Below are 1,751 nucleotides of genomic sequence, written 5' to 3'. Positions count from 1 at the left end.
CCGGTTTCGGGAAGCTTCTGGAACCGGTTGTCATTGGCCGTTTCGGTGTTGACGGTGAAATGATGCGGCCGGACCATGACCACGGCGCTGGCCGCCTGCGGCGAGAAGAAGAACGGGCGCGCCATGATCAGACTGCCCGCTGCAGCATGCCGAACAGGTCGCGCGGGTCGTCCGGATCGGCGATCATGTCGAGGTTCTCGTAGAGTTCGGTGCCTTTGATCCGCTCGGCGACATAGCTGAGCGCGGTGAAATCCTCGATCGCGAAGCCGACGCTGTCGAACAGCGTGATCTGGCGTTCATCGGTCCGCCCGGCCTGGCTTCCCTCCAGAACCCGCCAGAATTCGGTCACCGCGTAGTCATCGCCCATCTGCTGGATTTCGCCCTCGATGCGCGTTTGCGGCGGATATTCCACGAAGGTGGTCGCGCGCTTCAGGATATCGGGATGCAGCTCGGTCTTGCCGGGGCAATCGCCGCCGATGGCGTTGATGTGAATGCCCGCCCCGACCATGTTGTCGGTCAGGATCGTGGCATACTGCTTGTCGGCCGTGCAGGTGGTGACGATTTCGGCGCCCTCCAGCGCCTCCTCGGACGAGCGGCAGGCCTTCACCGACAGCCCGCTGCCTGCCAGATTGCGACATGTCTTCTCGGTGGCTTCGGGATCGATGTCGTAGAGCCTGACCGATTTGATGCCAACGACGGCCTTCATGGCCAGCGCCTGGAATTCCGCCTGCGCGCCATTGCCGATCATCGCCATCGTTGTGGCACTCTTTGGCGCCAGATGGCGGGCAACCATGGCGGAGGTCGCCGCCGTGCGGATGGCGGTCAGCAGCGTCATCTCGCTCAGAAGGACCGGATAGCCGGTGGCGACATCGGCCAGAAGCCCGAACGCCGTCACCGTCTGGTGGCCCGTCAGCTTGTTCCTGGGATGGCCGTTGACATATTTGAAGCCGTAATGACCGCCATCGGAGGTCGGCATCAGCTCGATCACCCCCTCAGTGGAATGGGCGGCCACGCGAGGCGTCTTGTCGAACTGGTCCCAGCGCCGGAAATCCTCCTCCAGCGCTTCGACGAGTTCGCTCATCATCGTCTCGATGCCGATGCCGTGCACCAGCCGCATCATGTTCTCGACGCTGACGAACGGCACATAGGCTTTGGTGGAAGGTGACGGCATATCGATCTCTCTTCATTCTGGTTCTTTCGAGACACCTAAGCCGGTTTCGATGCTAGCGAAAAGCGCAAAATTGTATTAAATATGCGGCAAAATCAGTAAATACGGTCACACAGGTTGATCAATTTGAGCAGTGAACGCCACAATACCACGGCCAAATACGTGCCCGATCGCCTCGACCGGGAGATCATCTCGCATCTGCGCAGCGATGGCCGCGCCTCGCTGTCCAAGCTTTCCGACACGCTGGGGATCGCCCGCGGCACGGTGCAGAAGCGCCTCGACCGGCTGATCGAGACGGGAACCCTGATGGGCTTTACCGTCAGGGTGCGCGAGGATTACGAGGATGACAGGGTTCATGCGGTGATGATGATCGAGGTTGTCGGCAAGTCGACGACCCAGGTGATCCGCAAGCTGCGCGGCCTGCCGGAGGTCTATTCGCTGCACACGACCAACGGCAGTTGGGACCTCGTCGCCAATATCCGCACCTCGACGCTCTCCGAATTCGACCGGGTCCTGCGCGAGGTCCGGATGATCGAAGGCGTCTCCAACAGCGAAACCAGCCTGCTTTTAAGCAGCGTCTGAC

The 1,751-nt window shown here is 61.2% G+C and carries 2 protein-coding genes and 1 pseudogene; 1 reads left to right on the top strand and 2 read right to left on the bottom strand.

Annotation, left to right across the window (positions count from 1 at the left end):
• Window positions 1-125, bottom strand: a pseudogene (locus tag V6766_RS25445) (citrulline utilization hydrolase CtlX); the annotation flags it as partial.
• Window positions 126-127: 2 nt separating this feature from the next.
• On the bottom strand, window positions 128-1,177 hold the full coding sequence (locus V6766_RS25440) for an ornithine cyclodeaminase (RefSeq protein WP_448471025.1): 1,050 nt from the start codon (window positions 1,175-1,177) through the stop codon (window positions 128-130).
• Window positions 1,178-1,294: 117 nt separating this feature from the next.
• Between V6766_RS25440 and V6766_RS25435 the strand changes: the two genes are divergently transcribed.
• On the top strand, window positions 1,295-1,750 hold the full coding sequence (locus tag V6766_RS25435; RefSeq protein ID WP_448471024.1) for an Lrp/AsnC family transcriptional regulator: 456 nt from the start codon (window positions 1,295-1,297) through the stop codon (window positions 1,748-1,750).
• The last annotated feature ends 1 nt before the right edge of the window (window position 1,751 follow it).

It is taken from the genome of Martelella sp. AMO21009 (assembly GCF_053484295.1).
This window is presented reverse-complemented; position numbering and strand designations above follow the sequence as displayed.